Origin of the sequence: Microbacterium hibisci (assembly GCF_015278255.1) — a bacterium.
GTDB classification, from domain to species: Bacteria; Actinomycetota; Actinomycetes; order Actinomycetales; family Microbacteriaceae; genus Microbacterium; species Microbacterium hibisci.
Map to the genome: position 1 here is coordinate 112,531 of NZ_JADIJC010000002.1, position 19,347 is coordinate 131,877.

Here is a 19,347-nt window from a genome sequence, read left to right on the forward strand (position 1 = left end):
GGAGGGTTGTCCGAGCGGCCGATGGACCTGGTCTTGAAAACCAGTGGGCAGCAATGTCCCGTGGGTTCGAATCCCACACCCTCCGCAGTGTGCTGTCCGCGTCAGCCGATCTTCGACAGGCGGATGTTGGGGGAGCCTTCGGGGCTCGCGAAGAGAGCGCCGCAGTTCGCGTCGACGGTGACCTCGGTGTGGTTGGGTCCGGGCGAGTGGCGCAGCTCGAGCGGGCCGAGATCTCCCTCGGGGAGCTGAACCTCGTACGAGATCGTCCGCCTCTCACCCATCTCGAGGAGAAGCGTCCGGCTGAGTGCGGTGTTGTCGTGGTCGACACCGGAACGGTCGCGGAAGCGGTTGCCCTGCCAGTTCGCGGAGTCCTGCCAATCTCCACGCTCGGGGTCTGTCCACAGGATCTCCGCCCCCGGCGGCGCGAAGAACAGCACGTCCAGCATCATGGTCCGCGGATCGATCCCGCGGAACTGGTTGCGCAGGCCCAGGGTGTACTCGCTCTTGATGTCTTCGCTCATCCGGCTGTGCAGGTCCATCGTGACCGTGATCGTGCGCTGCTCCACGTTGCAGCTGGCACGCTGCGAGTAGTCCAGCCAGTAGTTGAGCTTGCCGACGGTGTAGTCGTTGAAGTAGATGCCGAGCTGCGTGGCCTCGGTGTTGTCCTCGCGGAGGGCTCCGTCCAGGCCGTACTCGTGCGCGAGCGCGTTCAGGCCCTCGTCTTCGAACCACACGAAGACGCGGCCTTCTTCGGCGCTTCTCACGAGCTGGTCCCACATGGCGGCGATCTCCCAATCGCCGCCGGTGAGGGCGTCGAACATGACCGTCGTGACCTCGCTGAAGAACGCGTCCATCGCGGCGTTGTCGGTTCCGAACCGCTCATAGGGCTCGCTCATCAGCAGAGCGGCGGTGTTCTCCGCGTCGACGACCTCGCCGGAGGCGAGCGTCAGCGGTCCTGTGGCCTCGATCAGGTGCGCCAGCACGACCGGGTCGATGGAGATCACCCCATCGAACTCCGCCTTGCCGGTCCACTTCCGCGTCGCCTGGAAGAGCTCGACGGCGCGGGGGAAGTGCGGCGTCATCGTGAAGTTCGACGACCAGTTCGTCAGCTCGAAGGGATAGAGCGAACGGGTCTCGGACGGCAGCCTGATGAGCGACCCGTTCACTGTGTCGAACCCCCGGTCGGGCAGCTCGCTGTACATCAGTTCGACGCCGTTCTCCTGACCGAGCAGCTCCGCCTGGCCGTTCTCGACTTTCAGTACCAGCCAGTGCGCGGGCCCGCCGCCCACCGCGCGGATCTCGGCCGGCGTCTGGATGACGAGCTGGTAGAGCATCGGGCCCTCGGACCCTGCGGCGCGCAGGATCTCCGGGAGATGGTCCTCGACGAGGTGCAGGGTGGGAACGGCCACCTCGATCAGGCCCACCAATCCGTCGAGCGGTTCGTACACGGCGGGGTACACGCCGGTCCGATCCAGATTCGCCGCGATCGCCGAGGCATCCTCGAGGGAGGAGATGACCGTGGGGAGGACGGTCTCGGCGCCGAGGAACGGTCGCAGGTCGATTCCCAGGCTGTTCTCGGTGCGCTCCTCCGTGCCGGCGGCGGACATCATGTCGACCAGAGGCGGAAGGGATTGCGAGGTGATCGTGTTCACGGCCTCCGCCACGGTGCGCACCGCGAGCACATTGTTCCCGACCTCGGGGAGTTCTGCGGCCAGATCCCACAGCACGCCGTTCGATGTCACGTGAGCGCGTTGCGTCCTCGTGACGACGTCCTCGCTGGCTCGCTGGAGCTCGGGCACGTCCATCGACACCGCCGCCTCCGCGATGACCTTCAGCTGATCCTTCGCGGCCTCCAGGTCGTCGCGCACCTGCAGGACCTGCTGCACGAACGCGCCGACGGCGAACAGCGCGACGAGAAGCGCCACAGCCACGGGGCCGCCGACCAGGCAGACCACGAGATACCTGCGCCGACGGCGGAGCTCGGCGTGCGTCTCGCGGGCGGCGTGGCGGGCGAGGGGTCGCCTCGTCCCGCGGCGCTTCCGCGCAGCAGGACTCTGCGTGGCGGAGTTCTGCGATGGCGAGGGCGCGGGGGCGGTCACGGCGGGATGCTACCGGGTGAATGTGGCGAGAGTATGACCGGCCGGAGTCGGCCGTCCGCGCAGGCATGGCGTGCCCACAGCGCACCCACAGGGGGTTGTGCCAGGATACATCGGTACTTCGACATCGGTCTGGCGTCGTCCTTGCCAAGAGTGGAACGTCTCGGGAACGCCTGTCGGCGGTGAAGCCCCGCAGGTTCGCCCGATGACCGTTTCCTCCCGCCGTGGCCCGACGCCTGGAAAGGAACCGCGTGAGCCCGACGCACCAGTCTCCGAGGCGGGGCCGCCGTACGGTGGCCCGGCACGGTGAGCTGTCGTCTCCGGGCCCGGTCGCGTTCCTGCTGAAGATCGTCGCCGTGGTGGTCGCCGTCGTCCTCGCATCGGGGGCCGGGGTGGCCGCGTACGCCGCGATCGACCTCGGCACGAGCCTCGCCGACGGCGCCGTCGAGCTGGAAGGCCAGGAAGAGCTGCCCCCGCCGACGATGGGCGCCATCGAGGGCGAGGCGAACTTCTTCCTCGCCGGCACCGACGCCTGCGAGCCGGAGTACGCGCACTTCTTCGGCAATCGATGCACCGGCCCCGAGGCCGAGGCGGAGCTCAACGACGTCAACCTGCTGGTCCACATCTCCGACAACCCGCGCCGCGTGACGGCGATCTCGTTCCCGCGCGACCTGCGGATCCCGATCCCCGCGTGCACGCGCGAGGACGGCACGATGACGTCGCCGATCAGCAAGGAATCCATCAACGCGGTGTATTCGCAGGGCGGGCTGTCGTGCATCGTGAGCGCCGTGTCGGAACTCAGCGGACTCAACATCCAGTACGCGGCGAAGATCACCTGGGGTGGGGTCATCGAGCTCACCGAGGCGGTCGGCGGCGTCGAGGTCTGCCTGGCCGCCGGCATCCGCGATCCCAACACCGGCATCGACTGGCCGGCCGGAACGCGCGAGATCGCGGGAATCGAGGCGCTGCAGTTCCTCCGCACCCGCTACGGCGTCGGCGACGGCTCCGACCTCGGCCGCGTCTCGAATCAGAGCGTGTACATGTCCAGCCTCGTGCGCAAGGTGATGAGCGAAGAGGTGCTGTCGAACGTCGGCACGCTGTACAAGCTGGCCACGACCGCGGTCGACAACATCACCCCGAGCCAGTCGCTGACGAACCCGGTGCGGCTCGCTCAGCTGGCGCTCGCCGTCAAGGACGTGCCGCTCGACGAGATCGTCTTCGTGCAGTTCCCGACGCTCGCCGACCCGAGCGACTCGAACAAGGTCGTTCCGAACGAGGCGGCGGCAGCAGAGCTGTGGGCGGCCCTCGCCGCGAACGAGCCGCTCCAGCTGACCGGCGACGTGGCCGCCAACGACGGCGTCGTCCTCTCGGACTCCCGACCCGCCGAGCAGCCGGCGCCGGAGGCGAGCGCGCCCGCGGCCGATCCCACTGCGACGACGCCCGCGCCGGAACCCGAGGCCCCCGTCGCGCTCCCTTCCGAGATCACCGGTTCCAACGCCTCGCAGACCACCTGCTCCAACGGAAACCTGCGGGGCCGCGGCTGATGTCGACGAAGAAGAGGCCCTCGGCAGAGGGCACGATGCCCCTTGCGCGTCACGGCGTGCTGCGGTCGCGGCATCCGTTCACCACCGTCTTCGCGTTGTTCGGAGTCCTGCTCGCCGTCTTCGGCGTGAGCGCCGCGGGCATCGCCGCGTTCAACGTCTGGGATGCCACGCAGGCGGTCGCCGCGAACGCCGTCGTGCTCGACCAGGACAAGCCGCTGCCGCCGTCGCTCGGCGCGATCGAGGGCGGCGTGAACGTCCTGATGGTGGGAACCGACTCCTGCGAAGGCGAGAACGCGAAGCTCTCGGGTGCGTGTCAGGCGCGCACCACCGAAGGAGAGCGCAACGACGTCACCATGCTCGTCCACATCTCGGACGAGCCGCGCCGGGTGACGGTGGTCTCGTTCCCGCGCGACATGCTCGTGCCGATCCCGTCCTGCCCGAAGGAGGACGGCAGCGGCGACTACTCCGCCATGTCGTCGCAGATGCTCAACGCGTCGTACGAGTACGGCGGGCTGGCGTGCACCGTGCTCACCGTCGAGTCGCTCATCGAGGATCAGATCGACTTCGCAGCCGCGATCCGGTGGACCGGCGTCATCAACATGTCCGACGCGATCGGCGGTGTGGACGTCTGTGTCGCCGGTGACATCAGCGACTCGCACACCGGCCTGCAGCTGACGGCGGGCACGCACACGCTGGAGGGGGTCCAGGCGCTGCAGTTCCTGCGGATCCGCCACGGCATCGGCGACGGCTCGGACCTCGGCCGCATCTCGAACCAGCAGCAGTTCATGTCGTCGATGGTCCGCAAGCTGCAGTCCGACGCGGTGCTCGCGAACCCGGCCACGCTGCTGAATCTCGCCACGACCGCCATCAGCCAGGTGCAGCAGGGACAGCTCGTGCTCAGCTCGGGGCTCACCAACCCCACGCTCATGGTCCAGATCGCCATGGCAGTGAAGGACGTGCCCTACGAGGACATCGTCTTCGTCCAGTACCCGACCGAGTACGCCGGTACCCGGGTCATGCCGGTGAAGGATGCCGCGACCGTGCTGTTCGACGCTCTCAAGGCGAACCAGCCGCTGGCCCTGACCGGTGAGGCCAGCCAGGGGCTGGGCGTCGAGGTCACCGGCGAGGCCACCAAGCCCGAAGCGACGCCCGCCACCGAGGAGGCGCCGGCGCCCGAGCAGACGGCGGCGGCTCAGACCCCCGCGCCGACGGACAGCGCCGCCGCTCCCGAGACACGGGTCGAGCTGCCGTCCGACATCGCGGGGCAGACGGCGGCCCAGACCACCTGCACGCGCCCGGAGGGGTAGCGGGCGCGGCGTCCGCCGCGCTTCGCGCGCGAGACCTGTGCGCCATCCACAGCGCCGCCCTGTCGGGGCCGAGCGCCCTTGTGCGTCTTGCGTATGATCCTGTCGCGTGAGCGCTCCATTGCGATACGTTTTCGGACGCAGACCGCGCGCCCGACGCGGGGGAGGAAGCCGATGACCGGCCCGGAGATCGACGCGCTTCCGGTGGGAGTCGTTCGCGTGGACGCGGACGACCGCATCGTCGAGACCAACGCGTGGTTCCGGCAGTGGGCGGGCGAGGAGACGGTGGGCCGCACGCTCTGCGACGTGCTGATCCAGGTCCCGGACTTCCTCGAAGGCACGGGTGCGGTCTCGACCATGATGTCGCGCGTCGGAGACCCCGAGCGCGCGGTGCTGGTCGCGCGAGCGGCGGACGGCGACGGCGCTGTGCTGACGGTGATGGATGCCTCGGACCGCTACGCCTCGGGCAACCGCCTGCGCCGGCTGCACAATCTCGCCGATCGCACCCAGATCCGGCTGCAGCTCATCATGGACGCCTCCATCGCGTTCGCAGCGGCGACCGACGAGGAGCGGCTGAGCGCGATCCTCGCCGCCACGGCCGCGCAGGCCTATCAGGCGGAGGAGTCGCTCGTCGTCCTCTTCGGAGACGACGGGCTGCTGCACCGGACCGCCGGGACGAATCCGCTGCACGGGATCTTTCCCGAGATCGCAGTGACGGGCCGGGCCCGCGAGCCGGATCACGTCGTCAAGGTGAGCGGAGACGCCGAGGCCGAGGCATTGTCGCCCGAGCTCGCCGCCGCGATGCGGCAGGCGGGGGTCGACGCCCTGATCGCCGCTCCGCTGCGGCTGGACGGCGTCGCGCTCGGCATGTTCGCCTGCTTCTTCCGGCACCCGCGCGCGTTCGACGACGAAGCGACGCCGCTCGCCGAGGCCCTCGCGGGCCAGGCGGCGCAGAAGCTCGACGCGGTGCGGCTTCAGCGGCGCCTGGAGCACGCCGCGATGCACGACGAAACCACGAACCTCCCGAATCGACGGGCCCTCGACGACCTCGCGGCCCTCGCCGACGTGTCGCACGCCTCGGTGATCTTCATCGACCTCGACGGCTTCAAGGCTGTGAACGACCGACTCGGCCACGAGCTCGGCGACGAGGTGCTGCGCGAGGTCGCCCGCCGCCTGCAGGGCAGCGTCCGCGACAGCGACGTCGTCGCCCGCTACGGCGGCGACGAGTTCGTCGTCGTCTGCGACACCGATGCCGACGGCGCCGGCGAGATCGCCGAGCGGCTGCTGCGAGCGGTCGAAGGGGGCTACGGGTTCCTCACGGAGGCCCTTCCGATCGGAGCGAGCATCGGCGTCGCCAGCGCCGGCGCCGGGCGGGGCATCTTCAGCGTCGACCACCTCATCCGTCGCGCCGACCAGGCCATGTACGTGGCCAAGAGCCGCGGCGGGCACCAGGTGGCGATCGCCGACTGACGCTGGGTCGGATCCTTGGGTTACGCACCGGATGCCCGGTGCGGGTGTGGTTCCGCAGGGCTCGGGTGGCGCGGGGCTCGGGTGCCGGTGCGGTTCAGCGAGGGCTCGGGTGGCGCCGAGCGCTCGGCCGCAGGTGTGACCGCGCGGGTGTAAGAAGCGGCTCCGGTCTCGGTTATGATTGCTGGGTGCATCCGCGCCTTCGCGGCCGGATGCCTGGAGACGTCGCATAGTCAGGCCTAGTGCACCACCCTGCTAAGGTGGAGTCCTCGCAAGGGGACCGAGGGTTCAAATCCCTCCGTCTCCGCAACTTTTCCCCCGATTCCGACGTCGTTCTGAGGCGTCCTCGGGCCGTTTCGTTCCTTGTGGATCTGCGTCGATCTGCCTCAGCTGTGGGCACGCTGAGCGCGGAGATGTCCCGATCCAAGGGTAGATCGGCGTCATGGGTGGACCCATTGAAAGACCTGCGCGCTATCCAAGCCACATGATGAGCAATCTGCTCGCGGATAGTGGCTTTCGTTGCTTCGCCCACGGTCTGCCCACGAGTGGAGACGGAGGGGTATTGGATTTGCGTCTCCACGGTGCGGGCTCGGGCTCCGGTCTCGTCGGGTGAGTTCGGCGTTGGCATTCTCACTGACTGGGGGATCGTGTTGCCGGTCGCCTCGTAGAAGCCGTGGTGGGTGTGTCGGGTCCGCCCGATTAGCGCGCGCCCTAGGCGCATCTCTGGGAGTGGGACAATCGGGCGTCGCAGGCTGCCATTCAAATGCCCCGATGCCTCGGGGGTGCAGCTTCCAACAGTCGACCGCAGGCTAGGCCTGCGGGCAGCAACGGGGCTCGACGACCGCCATCCGCGCGATGACCTATCGCGACTGCGGGCGGGGCTGACGCTTCTGAAACAATGATCTGGCACGCCGGCCAAGCGCTTCGGATGTGCACGACTGGGGAGTTGACTTGAGCGACGCAGAAGGTCGCGTGGTTTGCCGACGTTGCAGCCACGTGTTTGTGGGGACAGGGAGGTCCGCGTTCGCAGGCATGTGGTTGTTCGCGTGCCCCGAGTGCGGCAAGGCTGTCACCTATCCGTTGAGCCGAGGATGGCGGATCTTCTGGTGGGTGTTGGCAGTGATGACTGCGACTGCCGGAGTGGGCGCCAATGCCACGCTCCACGAGGGTTACTCGTGGATCCCAGCCGGGGTTGGATTGCTTTCCTTCGTCATTCTTTGCATAGATGTCGGCCTACAGCGCCGAGCCGCGCAGGCATACCGCCATATCGCACCGCTCCCGATCGTCGCGGACGACGACAACCGTCCAGCCGCTAACAGGATCGACCCGAAGCGACCTCGGGAAGCCGCTCCTGTTTACGTCGCCACACTCACCGTGGTGATCATGTTCTCCGTACTTTCGAGCCTTCTCGGAGCGCTGGCGGTTGCCGGTCTGAACAACGCCTACTCGTATGAGGTTGTGCTGCAGCAGGCCTCCCCGGCGACGACACAGGACGGTTATGGGAGTGCGATGAACCTCACCCAGAGTGGCGGTGTCCTCTGCGGTGACGATGAAGATTACAACGGCTGCCTAAACATGCACATCGCGATGTACAACAGCGTGTGCGTAGGCACGACGCTAACGTCCTCGGCTCAGTCGACCTGCGAATCACTGCTCGACTTCATCGACGATGTCCGGGCTCAGGTCGATACCTGCGGCGCCGGGTGCACGACTCAGGCGGACGCTGAGGGCCGCTGGGGCTGGGAGTATCTGCGACCTTCACCCGGCCGCGCGTCCATCTTGAACGACAACGCCGTGTCGGAGATCAAATACCAGGAGCACTGCCTATTCAGCCTTGGTCCGATCCAGATCGGCAGCTGCCCCGGTCAGCCTGGTTCTCTCGAAACGGCTGAGGGGGACGCGCGCGGTACGGATTCACAACGCCTCCCCTGAGAATCAGCCACGCCGAACAAGAGCACCGCTCGTGTACGCTCGCGCACCGCCTTGCGAGCGCCCGAGAACCGGCAACCGCGTGTGACTAGGCGGTGAATGCCACCTGCGTGACGATGACACGTGCATCGCCTGACGAGACCCCCACCGCGGAGCGGACTGATCGGGTCGCGGTCGCAACTCAGACGCTGTCAGCGACTTCGGAGCGTTGGTCAGTGAGCTCTTTGTCCTCATCGATCCGGCGCGATTGCCTCATCGTCGTTACAACGATATTCCGGAACATGGCGGAGGCTGGCAGAGCCTGGGTGTTGATCCGCCCGGCGAGCTCCAAAGACCGGGGCGCCCACAGGTTCGCGTGGAGCCGCATCGCGAGGTGAGGGATGGGTGTCGGCTCCCAGCTTGCCCGTTCATGCACGGGTCGACCGTCGACCAGCCAAACGATCCGGTCGGTGGTCCACCCGATGGCATATTCGTGGAAGTCCTGGGTGGCATCGAAGCCAAGGTCGATCCAGTGTGGCGCGCCGCGGTACCCGTATTCCATCGCCATACCCGCCTCACCTGGGTTGAAAAAGACGTTGGTCAGCATGCGGGTCGGATCAGCTCCAACTATCTCGATGTCGATCTCCTGACGCGGGGAAGCGCGGTGCAGAAAGAACCCTGTGATGAGGCCTGGGCCGGACGCCGCGCGGATCTCTGCCCGAAACCAACCGTGCGTGAAGGACCGAGATGAAGCGAACGCGCCAGACGTTAACCGACGACCATTGCCCGCTCCTTCGTCGAGAACAACGCGCACGCCCTCGTCGCTGAATGACATGCAGTGAGGTGAGAATGACGCCAGATTGCCTGGAAACGTCCCCGTCACGCTCGGGAACTGCTCAGATGCGCTCGTCATCGACGAGGCCACCAAGACCGTGTCGCCGTAACCTACGGGACCTATGCTCGGTTCAGCCGGTCGCCAGCGCGCGGAGGGTGGGAGTACCCACGGGGAGTTGTCCATCGGTACCGCCTTGCGCAGCACCTGACCATCCGTCACACGAGGCGTCGACTCGTTGCGGCGAAAGAGTCCAAAGGAGCGTGGCGCGCCGAGAGGGAATGCCTCGACTGGGGTGGCGATCTTCAGGAAGCCGCACAGTGCCTGCCAGGTGTTCTCCTCAGAACTCGTGGCATCAACTACTGCCACCCGGGAAGGAGCGACGCGCGTGCGCAGTGTCGTGGTCGGCCCTAGGTGAGGGCTCTCCAGGATGAACTTGGTTTCCTTTGTGGCCATGGCGGAGGTCAGCGCGGGCGGCAGCAAAGGTGGGTCGACGAGGGCGTCGAAGAGTTGCAGCTCACCCAAGAGGGCGGCCGGTGACAGTGCCGCCTCGTGTTGGTCGAATACACGAACTCTTAGACCCAGCATCGACAGCGCCATTGCAAGACTCTCGTGGTCGCCGCGACGAGTCCAGGCGAGAACCCGTTCGGAGCCTAGGACGCCCGAGTGCTTGATTGCATGGCCTCCGTCGACGACCCCGGCTCGCGCCAAGTAGGGCATCACGGAGTAGGCGTTGTCGGACTTTCCGTCGAGTCGCTGAGCGATTGCCGGCGAAGTCATCGCGAGGGCGTCAAGCTCAGCAAGCCGGTAGTTCATCCAGAGATCGACGGGGCCCTTGACCGGCATGGAACGCAGTAGCTTCATCGCACCCGCTTGCGTGAGTACGTACCCGGAGAGATGCCAGAGGCCGCGGACTGGTCGAAATACGCCGCTCCGCTCGTCCTCCCTCGATGCAGTTCCTCCGGCGTCCTCGTACGATATGAACACGATGTCTGGGTTCCCGGCCACATTCGAGCGCTGGTGTATCTCGCGCCAGATTCCATCGATCGAGGCTCGCGCCCTGGGCTTGAACCAAGCGTCATCTTCCAGGATCAGCACCAGCGAGTCTGGTCCGGTCGCGATTTCCTTCCAAGCCTCGATGTGTGATCTCGCGACGGCGACCTCCTGTCGAGACATGCGAACTGGCTCATCGGCCGAGAATGCCTGCGCGAGTCGCTCATCGGGTTGGACGAACAGCTGATCACCTATGTGGTAGACGGGGTCAACATCCGCGGTTGCCGCGACCGCCCGGCCGTCTCGCGCGTCAATCGCGGCAACACGGCGCACTATTGACATGAGGTTGTCGCCGTCGGACGTCGTGAAGCGTTGAAGCTCCCGGGCGATACGTCGCCATCGCTTTGGTTGGCGATCCAGATTGATCACGAGGATCGACTCAATCCGATTTCCTTCATGCCCAAAGGCCTCGATGCGACCGCCTGGGATTGCCGCGACGGTCGCGCGCCATACTCGGAATGCAGCCGCTCTGAGCGGGTCGAGCGCTTCTGCGAGATTCATGCGGGTCGAGCAGCCTTTCGTCTAGCGGGGGCGGATGTTGCGCCAGTTGCGGGAGTCGTTCCGATAATCGAGCTCCCAGAATGGTTCGGCAGTGGCGTACCAATCGAGCAATATGTGGAAGTCCGTAGGCTCGCCAGAGATCGCTAGAGCCCGAGCATGCGCGGCCAGGGAGGCTGTGAGGTTCCCTGGCCCAGTGGTCGACTGAATCTCGAGATCAGAGCCATCGCGCAGAAGCGCGTCGATTGCGCGATTAAGCGCGCGCTGCAGTACGGGGTGATGTGGCGGTGCTGCGATCGGGTTGTTGTTCACGTAGAAGATTCGATCGCGCGTCGGCAAGTCGACGTTCCGTAACTCGTTCATTGGGACCATCGAGTGAAGCTTCACGTCGTATGCCAGCGGCTGCACAAGCAGTCGATGATCCTCAAAGATCTCGCGCCAATCGTTTCCCAGAAGCACGTCATCAGCGTCGACGTAGAGTCCGCCTTCGATGAGGATGAAGCACATCCTGAAGAAGTCGCTACGCATTGCGGGGTGATGACACCGGTCGAATGCGGCGACTGCTCGCGGATCAAACCGCTCAGCGATGTAGTCACGCGCCGCGTCGTCCCCGAAGAACCGAAGTTCAACGCCTTCGTCGAGGAGTGGTAGCCAAGTCTTGAGGCACCGGACCACGTCGGGAGGGATGGCCGAGGGGTCGTGCCAGTAGCGCATCAGCGTTCGAGGGATGGTCGGTGGCGCAGCTATTGGGGCAACATCACCACAAATCGCTGCTCGCGAGATCTGGTCGATTGTCAGTGCTCGTATGTACTCGGAGCGGAGGCCGTCGTCCTCCTCAAACCCTTGAGGCGGCTGAAGCGATGACGCGTGATGGTCGGCGTCGGGCGGGGAACTCATTAGTGTGCCCGCTCACGAAAGCCGATGTAGGGGCCGGAGTCTCGTCGAAGGAACGCCTTCCCGTCCACGATGAATCCGTCCAAGCCGTGGTCCCACGCGTACGTGTCCAAGTCGACGAGGTTGTTGATAAAGCCCTTGCCGTTGAAGTTCAGCGAAGTGTTGCAGAGTACACCGAAGCCTGTGCGCGCCTTGAACGCCGTTAGCAAGTCACAGAGGGCCGGGTTCGTACTCTGACTGACGGTCTGCAGGCGTGCCGATCCATTGACATGCGTCACGGCCGGCAATGCATCTGTGGTTGCCTGCGAGGTATAGAGCATGAACGGGCTTTGCCGATTCATACCGAACCAGCGCGCCGCGTCATCCTCCAGGCAGACGGGGGCGATCGGGCGGAACTGCTCCCGCTGTTTGATCTCATTGAGGCGAATCCTCGTCGCGTCGTCGAACGGGGCCGCGAGGATAGATCGATTGCCGAGCGCTCTTGGACCGATTTCGTATCGGCCGTTCACCCAGCCGAGGATCAGTCCGCTGCTCAGCATTCCCGCGACGTCAGCCGCTGAGACGTCGAGGACGTCGTAGCGCCCGTCCGTGACGGCCCCATCGTTCACGAAGGGAAGCCCAGCGTAGACATCCCATTCAATCTTCGCGTTGCCCGTGAAGTGGAACTGCGCATCTATCGCCGTGCCGATTGCTGAGCCGGAGTCGTTAGGGACCGGAGGAACGAACACGTCGGAGAACAGTCCTGTTGCTTGCCACTTGGCGTTCCAGTCGCAATTGAGCCCGCAGCCACCTGCGATTACGAGCGGGAGCCCCCGTTGAAGGTTCGCTTCTGCGAAGCGGGTGAAGGTGTCGAAGATGCGATCACTGTAGATGCCCGCGAAGTTGCGGAACTCTTCATCCTCGACTCCGACGTCGTAGTGGGGCGACGAATCCAACTGGTCGTACTTGTCGAGCCGCACATCGATGGATCCCAGGAGGAACCTTATAAGTTCTTCTTCGGCATCGGTGGGGTCGGTCCTCTTGGAGTATGAAGCCAGAGCCATGAGTTTGCCGGCGTCCGAAAGTCGTGAGAACGGAGCATCCTTCGGGAACGTGGGGTCCGCAAGGCCGTAGATGGACGCATATCGATGGCCCGGCTGATTCATCACGTTGCCCAGAAGTTTGATGTTCACGTCGCTGTCGATCTCGTAGAACGCGCCTATCTCGCCTTCCCAGATGAGCGCGTAGCATGGTTCGCCTTGAGGGGCCGGCGACATTCCATACGCGCTGAGGAGATGGGATCTCTCGTGGGACGAAGAGAAGTAGTCCACATCTGTTGCCATGAAGGTGCTCCGGAGCATGATGACGTCGCTCCGATCGAGACCGCGATATCCGACGTGTCGGGTGCTCCCAGTGGGCCGCGCTTCGCGGGGCCACCATCCCCCCGCGGCAATTACCTCGGGAACCCGGTCGAGGCGAGCAATCGCGTCGAGCATGTCGGAGCTCGCTAGCGGTGAGTACCGGTAATTTGAGTCCTTCTCCGCCTCGATCGACGAGACGAGCTTGCCATCGCGCAGATGCGCGACGGCGCCGTCATGCCCGGGGTTGTAGGCGAAGATATCCACCATTGGCACCTTTCAAGACCGTTAGTCACAGCAGCTAGCCGGCAATGCGCAGGAGAGACCAACTATCCGGGCGCTCGCCCTGCTCAGTTGGGACCAGCCATGCGTTCGACGGCCGCCCCACTCTCGCAGGTCGCGGCTCCCGCTCGTCAGCGAGACACGGCTGCTACGGCAGTTGTTACGGCGGGAGTTCAAGCCGTGAGTCGTTATGTCGCAGGGCGTGGGTACGCTGAGCGGTATGGGCCCGATGGAGGAGATCACTCCGACGCCGAGCAACGTGGCCGAGTGGCGGAGCACCGTTTCGGAAGTTGAAAGCGCTCTGTTGTCCTATCCCGCGCGTGCCGACAACATGTGGCTAAGGAACTACCCCAACGGCTCCTGCTCGATCGTGTCGTTCACCGTCGGAAGTGTGCTGCTTCAGCGACAGGCACAGCCCTGGAGGCTACTTTCGAAGTTCAGCGGTCGACACTCGCACACGTGGCTCGTTGGGGGCACCGACGGCGCGGCGCAAGCATCAATCGACGCTACGATCCACCAGTTCCCGGAACTTGCAACCGGACCGTTCGTCGGGTCGGGCCCGTCACCAGCGGAACGACTGTTCGAGGGGTACGCTGGCACATCCGTCGCGGTCAATCAAGTGCCTCAGTGGTGGCATCACGGGGAAACCCTCGATGTCTACGAATGGGTCTTTCCTCGGCTAGGTATTTTGACGACGACTGCGGGAATCGTCTGAACATCCCGCCCGCAACGACCGGCCTGCGGAAACTGCACGAACGGCGCAGTGCCGCACCGACATGGATTGTGGTGTCGTAGCGCTCGCGTCCAGGCGGGGGTGGCTAGCCTGGTCGTCAGCCTAGGCGTCGGATATGGGATCCGGAGAATCAAGGGGACAGGCGGATGTCAGAGAGCGTCGACGGTCGCGACGCTGTTCCACCTTTGCCTGTGGGCGATTCGAATTTGCGTCAGGTCGGAGCGAGCCCGTACGCGACGGGCGGCGGGGGGACCTCGTTTGCTCACCGGGTCGCTGCCGCATATCTCGCAAGTGTGCTCACGGGCAGTCGACGTGCTGAACTGGGAGAGCAATCGGTCGACCGCATCTCATTCCAAACCGGCCCCAGTCACCCGGTCGACGATCTACTGGTCGCGTACTCGAGCGGGACTGTCGACGGCACGTTGGCCATTGCCTGCAGGGCGACGCCAAACTGGGTTCGAAGCCACCCAAGCACCGTTGACCTCGTGAAATCGTTGCTGTCCGAGCTTGCGGCTCATGATCGTGAGACTCATCGGGTCGCCGTCGCGGTGTCCGGACGTTCGAGCCAGAGCGATCAACTCGCGAGGGTGTGCGATATCGCTCGCGCGCACGCCGACGCGGATGCGTTCCATGCGTCTTTCGACGTTGACGGACGTTGGTCCGCGCCGGTCAGACGTCGCTACTCGCAGTTCTTGGACATGGTCGAGCTGGCTGTGGGAGCCGCACCGTCCGACCCTTCGATCGCGCGGCGTGCGTGGCACTTGCTTTCGCGATTGTACGTTCTCCCATTTAGGGTTCAGGGTCACGACGACGCAGATCGGGTGTCTCTCGCGACATCTCTGGATGCTGTGGCATCGCCACGGGGCGACGGTGTTGCTGTCAGGGACCGGCTCGAAGTTGAGGCGACTCGGTACGACGCGACCGGCGCGACTGTAGACCGGAACCTTCTCCGACGCGACCTTCATTCTGTCTTGGACTCGCCGCTCACCCGAAGCACCGTCGCGTGGGGTGTGCTAGCCGAACATCGAAAAGTAGCCACCGCCAGCGTGCGACTCACCATTGGAGACGACGCCTCTTCGAATAGGCCATTGACGTTGAGTTTTTCCGATCGTCGTGTCCAGCTCGCCACGCGGCTGGAGGCGAGCGCTGCGTCTGGCGGTGCCCTGCTGGTCGTCGGCGAGTCAGGTGCCGGCAAGAGCGCGTTGGTGTTGTCAACGGTCGCCGACCTAGAGGAGGCGAACGCCGACGAGTTCGAGGCGCTCGTCATCAATTTTCGCAACTTGCCCGATACGGGGATGGAACTTCGCGCCGCGCTCGGCATGTCCGTTCAGGACCTACTCGGCGAGCTGTCCGCAGCCCGCCGACTCGTTGTCATCGACGCTGCAGACGCCGCGCTAGAGAGATCTTCGGGGCTCCTGCAGGAGCTTGTCCACGCCGCCCGATCCGCTGGCATCGGGGCTGTCGCGGTCACCTCGGCATCCGCCGTCGACTACGTGCAGGAACAGCTCGCCGCTGCTTACTCATCCGAAGTTGACACGTTCGAGGTGGCGCCGCTCCGCGACGAGGACGTGCGAGAGGTGTCCGACCACTTTCCACTGCTGCGGAATGTCTTGCGCGACCTGCCAGCGTCCTCGTTGCTGCGGCGGCCGGTGGTCCTTGATCTCCTCGCGCGAACCGAACTGCAGGTCGAACGCTCTCTGGGGGAATGGGAATGCCTTGAGCTTGTGTGGCGCAAGATCGTGCGCGGAGAGGGGCGTACCGGGGCGGGCTCTTCGGAGGCGCGCGAACGGACCTTGCTCGCGACCGCCGCTGCCGCACTCAACCTACCCATCCAGTCGCGCCCGGAACTCGGTTTCGATTCAGCCGCGGTAGATCAGCTTCGCCGAGACCATCTCCTGTCCCCAGCCAGCCCGTATCGACATCGGCCCGAGTTCGCACACGACGAGATACGCCGCTACGCCACCGCGATCCTGCTCGTTCGTGCCAATGCGCCCACCGAGACCCTTGAATCGGCAGACGCGCCGAGATGGGCGCTGTCCGCGGCCACACTGGCTCTAAAGGGGCAACTCCTGGCGCCGGGCGCTCAGCCGCCCCGAGTCTTTACCGAAGCGTTGCGCGACTTCCATGGCTTCGCCGACCGCCACGGTGCACGATGGGCGGACGTCCCCATCGAAGCTGTCACCGAAACTCCCCACGCGTACGACTGCTTCAAGGCCGCTCTCACCACCGAGCACCCCACCCTGGTGCTCACCGACGTCGTGCGAGTCGTGCAACAACGCCACCAAGTCGCTGGCCGGCTCGACGCTGTCGCAGCGACGCCGGTGATCCGGGTTCTCTTGGACGAGGAGCGGCCCTGGGATGTCTCGAAGGACTCGTTCCAGCTTCTGGTCAGCTGGCTGCAAGCACTGGTCCTCGCGCAGCTCCCGTCCGGGAACCTTCTGCGCACGAGACTCCGCGACCGACTCCTCACCTTCTGGGAGCTCCATCCATCGCGGCAGGTCCCGGCCGTCGATCCCAGCAGCTATCTCGGTGAACATCGACGCCGCCGACGGCGAGCACTGGACTACCGCGTCACCTCCGAAGCGTATGTCGAGTCGCTAGCCCTTCTCGGCCCGGACCTGAACGAACGCGTCGAGGTATGCCTGCGTGCGATCGCAGCTGACGCTCCCGCGTTCCTCGCTCCGGCGGTCGACGAACCATTTAGCGCGAGGGCTCTTGCCCTGCATGACCCTGAGTTGCTGGCCGACCTGATCGAGGCCTACTACATCGACGACGACGCCGAGGATTGGCACCTCGACCACGGCGTGCGACGCCATCACAGCCGATGGACAGGGTTCGGGGTTCCTCTGTTCGCCTACTACTTCGGGGGGTTCTGGCCGCTGTTCCAAACAGCCCCTTTCACGACCTCGATTCGCGTGCTCAACAAGATCCTGAATCACGGCGCGGCCACTCGCCTCCAGAACCTCGCGCGGCACCGTAGTCGAGGCGAGATCGACAAGGACGACCGTGGCGTGACCATGAACCTTGATGGCGTCGAGCGAACCTACGTGGGTGATACCCACGTCTGGAGCTGGTATCGCGGCACCTCGGTCGGCCCTTATCCGGGGATGAGCGCGCTTCTGGCAATGGAACGGGTCGCCGAAGGGTGGCTCGATCAGGGGATCCCACCCGGAAGAGTAGTCGACGTGCTGCTCGCGGGGTGCGAGAACCTCGCCGTCCCTGGAATGCTTTACGGGATCCTCGTGCGGCATATCGAGAAGGTGGGTTCCGAGCTCGACTTCTTCCTAGCCGAGCCGGCGGTGTGGGAACTCGAGTTTGGCCGGGTCACCAACGAGTATTCGGGACTGCGCGCAAACACCGATGGCCTCCCGAACAATGACCGCCGTCAGTGGTCGCCCCGAGACGTCAGCGCCTGGTTCATCACCCATGGTGAGGAAGAGCGCATGACTTCACTCAAAGCTGTCGGAGAGACGCTAGTTCGAAACGCTGAGCGGGTCGGTGTCACCGACGAGCGTGCGAAAGGCTGGGCCGCCAGCCTCGATGCGTCCCGTTATCGGGTCACGCAGCACGGGAATCAGTACTATCTCGAGGTAGTGCCGCCACCGGAAGTCATCGCGGCACAGCGGGAGATGGCTTCCTACCAGGAGGAGGTACAGACATCACTCCGACTCCAGAATCGTTACTGGGGTCCCGCGAAACACGACCCCGACTATCAATCCCCGACCGTCGCCGAGATCGCTGCTGACCTCAGGACGGCCAAAGAGCTGCTGGAGTCGGACGGACAACAGCTGCCAAGCGACCGCATCGACGTCGCCGCACAGGTGGTGGCCACGGCCGTCTCTCGCGCCGCGGAAGGCGAGCCAGAGGCCTTCGGAGATGAAGGGCAGTTCGCCACCCGTCTCGTGCTCGATGTGGCGCTGTCGTTTCGGAAGGCACACAGTCAGCGCCACGAAGGGCAGTACTTCGACCTAGGCGCCGACCGCGCTGTCGCACGATGTCTTCCGGCGTACCTCACCACCCCCCTCAGACCAGTTCTTCACGAGGTCGGGGCAACCGACAAGGACGTCGCCGCGGGGGGACTGGCGATGGCGTCACGCGCAACATCGGAAACCCGCCTCTATCTTGCTCGAGGATGCGACATCGTCTGGGCAGCCCCGTGCCTGGGCAACCCCTGCGCCCACGAGATAGCGGTCGGCTGGCTTCTGGAGAGCGCCCGCGACGCGGAGATCGGGCCGTGGAGTCAAGAGAAGCAACGCCCCACCCATAAGCGCATCAAGGGCGATGTAATCGCCCGTCTGCAGCGCATCCCGGGCGATTCCATACGCATCGAAGCACTCGACCCGGCAATCCGAGGCTTCGGCGCTGCTTCTCGATGGCAGCACTGCCGTTCCAATGAGGCTTCAAGTGCGCTGAGCACGCTCCTTCATATCCAGCGGCACGCGATGATCGTTCATGAAGAAAAGGGCTGGACCGCCGACGACCGGGGCAGTCACACCCTGATCGCCGCGCGAGCCCTGCTCGACGCTGCGTCCGCAGTAACCGATTCAAGTGCGGTTCTTGACTACCTCGACACGCTTCGTGTTGACGCCGGTCTGATGACCAACTTCCTTCACGGTCTCGCCGCGGCCGGCGCAGAAACCCGGGAGCGCGCTGACACCATTCGTGAGCTGTGGCCGTCGCTGTTGGCTCACGCGTCGGGCTACACAAATGGCGGCACCAACACCTTCCGAGACAGACACTGGGGCGACTGGGCGGCGGCCGCGTTGCTACCGGACCCACTGACGTGGACGCATGGCCTCTACAACGAGGTTGTCGGGACGGCGATCGATTGGGTTCGGGCTGACGATTTCTCGGACCTGATCGATGGGTGGTTACCCGCCGGCCGCGGAAGCGTAAAGAGCGTGGACGCGTTGATCCGCATCCTTCGCCGGATGCCCATGGCCGATCAGGTTGTCCGCGGACTTGCGTGGATGAGCGAACTCTGCGTTCAAGACAACCGAGCGACCGTGAAGCAGACCTGGACGTCGGACGAATGGCTGAAAGAAGTTAGGAGCACCGCCGAAGAACACGGACGGCTCGGCCAATGGCAAATGCTGGTAGACGCGATGGTTGTCGCCGGTAACGAAGGTCTCGCCCCCTACAGCCGGTAATCCCCTCACTCCATCCGGCGCCGACTGCTCGCGACTCCGCTGGGGCAAGAACCCGCGCGGGGCCCACCGGCCGACGGTTCGGGCGCCCCCCTCTGCCGAGTCAGGTGACGCTCATCTCGCCACCGTTCGATGCCGGCCTTGAGCGGATAGCCCGCGCGCTGCCCGGATGCAGATAGGCCGCGCCAGAGACACTTGTGACAGTCCAAGCCAGCTTCGGGCCCTCAGCTGCGAGCCTCTGCGCCATGGATA

Annotated in this window: 10 protein-coding genes and 2 tRNA genes; 8 read left to right on the forward strand and 4 right to left on the reverse strand. The window is 65.2% G+C overall.

Going from position 1 to position 19,347, the window contains the following annotated elements; all coding sequences use genetic code 11:
- A tRNA-Ser gene (locus tag IM770_RS04645) sits at window positions 1-85 on the forward strand.
- A gap of 16 nt (window positions 86-101) precedes the next feature.
- Here the strand turns inward: IM770_RS04645 and IM770_RS18140 are convergent.
- Window positions 102-2,099 (reverse strand): DUF4012 domain-containing protein, encoded by a 1,998-nt coding sequence (locus tag IM770_RS18140; protein WP_203579974.1) that lies wholly within the window; start codon window positions 2,097-2,099, stop codon window positions 102-104.
- 248 nt (window positions 2,100-2,347) lie between these two features.
- Between IM770_RS18140 and IM770_RS04655 the strand changes: the two genes are divergently transcribed.
- The 5 genes from IM770_RS04655 to IM770_RS04675 all read left to right on the forward strand — a co-directional run bounded on the left by IM770_RS04655 (window position 2,348) and on the right by IM770_RS04675 (window position 8,343).
- Entirely contained in the window at window positions 2,348-3,640 is a 1,293-nt protein-coding gene (locus IM770_RS04655; protein WP_203579975.1) for an LCP family protein, read from the forward strand.
- Window positions 3,641-3,675: 35 nt separating this feature from the next.
- A complete protein-coding gene (locus tag IM770_RS04660; protein ID WP_239065792.1) occupies window positions 3,676-4,947 on the forward strand; it encodes an LCP family protein in 1,272 nt (423 codons plus the stop codon).
- A 171-nt stretch (window positions 4,948-5,118) separates the two neighbouring features.
- Entirely contained in the window at window positions 5,119-6,414 is a 1,296-nt protein-coding gene (locus IM770_RS04665) for a GGDEF domain-containing protein (protein WP_203579977.1), read from the forward strand.
- Window positions 6,415-6,629: 215 nt separating this feature from the next.
- Window positions 6,630-6,718: transfer RNA gene (locus IM770_RS04670), tRNA-Ser, on the forward strand.
- Between the two features lie 644 nt (window positions 6,719-7,362).
- A complete protein-coding gene (locus IM770_RS04675) occupies window positions 7,363-8,343 on the forward strand; it encodes a hypothetical protein (RefSeq protein WP_203579978.1) in 981 nt (326 codons plus the stop codon).
- Window positions 8,344-8,521: 178 nt separating this feature from the next.
- Here IM770_RS04675 and IM770_RS04680 read toward each other — a convergent pair whose 3' ends face one another.
- The 3 genes from IM770_RS04680 to IM770_RS04690 form a co-directional block, all read right to left on the reverse strand.
- The gene (locus IM770_RS04680; protein WP_203579979.1) at window positions 8,522-10,705 is read right to left on the reverse strand and encodes a family 16 glycosylhydrolase; all 2,184 of its coding nucleotides are present in this window, start codon (window positions 10,703-10,705) and stop codon (window positions 8,522-8,524) included.
- A 21-nt stretch (window positions 10,706-10,726) separates the two neighbouring features.
- The gene (locus tag IM770_RS04685; RefSeq protein ID WP_203579980.1) at window positions 10,727-11,416 is read right to left on the reverse strand and encodes a glycosyltransferase family 32 protein; all 690 of its coding nucleotides are present in this window, start codon (window positions 11,414-11,416) and stop codon (window positions 10,727-10,729) included.
- 182 nt (window positions 11,417-11,598) lie between these two features.
- Window positions 11,599-13,200, reverse strand: a complete 1,602-nt coding sequence (locus tag IM770_RS04690) for a carbamoyltransferase C-terminal domain-containing protein (RefSeq protein ID WP_203579981.1) — start codon at window positions 13,198-13,200, stop codon at window positions 11,599-11,601.
- 235 nt (window positions 13,201-13,435) lie between these two features.
- On the opposite strand from IM770_RS04690, the gene IM770_RS04695 reads away from it, so the two are divergent.
- Both IM770_RS04695 and IM770_RS04700 read left to right on the forward strand, forming a co-directional pair.
- On the forward strand, window positions 13,436-13,930 hold the full coding sequence (locus IM770_RS04695; protein ID WP_203579982.1) for a hypothetical protein: 495 nt from the start codon (window positions 13,436-13,438) through the stop codon (window positions 13,928-13,930).
- Between the two features lie 1,064 nt (window positions 13,931-14,994).
- Window positions 14,995-19,098, forward strand: coding sequence for a hypothetical protein (locus IM770_RS04700; RefSeq protein WP_203579983.1), 4,104 nt, complete (start codon window positions 14,995-14,997; stop codon window positions 19,096-19,098).
- Window positions 19,099-19,347 lie beyond the last annotated feature (249 nt).